1 protein-coding gene is annotated in these 1,239 nt (G+C 32.8%); it reads left to right on the forward strand.

The window, feature by feature from the left end; genetic code table 11:
- The coding region (gene tgt / locus COZ07_RS08955) for a tRNA guanosine transglycosylase (protein ID WP_406608222.1) at window positions 1–1,081 on the forward strand (1,081 nt) is incomplete at its 5' end.
- Between the last annotated feature and the right edge of the window lie 158 nt (window positions 1,082–1,239).

The raw sequence follows: 1,239 nt of genomic DNA on the forward strand, positions 1-1,239 counted from the left end.
ATGTAAAAAGACTAAAGCAAGGTTAGGAAAATTATATACTCCTCACGGAGTGGTTGATACTCCAGTATTTATGCCAGTAGGAACTCAAGCCACAGTTAAATCTATGACTCCTCGAGAATTAGAAAGATTAGGTATTCAAATTATTTTAAGCAATTCTTATCACCTTTATTTAAGACCAGGACATAATTTAATTGCGGAAGCGGGTGGGTTGCATAAATTTATGGGTTGGAAAGGAGCCATATTAACTGATAGTGGAGGTTTTCAAATTTTTAGTTTAGGGAAATTAAATAAGATAAATGATGAAGGAGTATTTTTTAATTCGCATATTGATGGTTCTAAGCATTTTATAAGTCCTGAAAAAGCTATGGAAATTCAAATGGCTTTAGGTTCTGATATAGCGATGGCTTTCGATGAATGTATACCTTATCCTTCTGGAAAATATCAGGTAGAAATTGCTGCTCAAAGGAATATTAAGTGGGCTAAGAAGTGTAAAGAAATACATCATAATGCTAATCAGGCTTTATTTGGAATTGTTCAAGGAGGAACTTTTAAAGATTTAAGAATGGAGAATGCTAATAAATTAGTAGAATTAAACTTTCCTGGATATGCTATTGGTGGATTAAGCGTAGGTGAACCAAAACCATTAATGTACGAAGTTTTAGATTATACTGTTCCCTGTTTACCTCAAAATAAACCTCGATATTTGATGGGAGTGGGAGCACCTCAAAGTATATTAGAAGGAGTAATAAGAGGAATTGATATGTTCGATTGCGTACTACCTACTAGAAATGGAAGAAATGGTTCGTTATTTACTTCTTCTGGCAAGATATCCATAACTAACGCTAAATACAGGAATGATTTTACACCTTTAGATAATAAATGTAATTGCTATACTTGCCAAAATTTTACCAGGGCTTACCTCCGTCATTTATATATGTCTAAAGAGATACTTGCTTCAATTTTAGGAACCATTCATAATCTTTATTTTATGTCTTCTTTGATGAAGAGCATAAGGTTGGCTTTATTAGAGGACAGATTAGAGGAATTTAAAGAGGAATTCCTTTTAAATTATTTAGGTTAATTACTTAATAAAAAAAGTCAGGAGAGGGTATTAGAAATCAGCTAATATAAGATAAATGGGTAACTAATAATATCTTATAGTTGAGCTTTTTGCGATGTTCGGAAAGCCAGGCCGCACAAGCGTTGGAAGGAACACAAAAAAAGATTTTACCCCATAAT

Source organism: Candidatus Infernicultor aquiphilus, from assembly GCF_002784285.1.
Taxonomy (GTDB): Bacteria; Atribacterota; Phoenicimicrobiia; order Phoenicimicrobiales; family Phoenicimicrobiaceae; genus Infernicultor; species Infernicultor aquiphilus.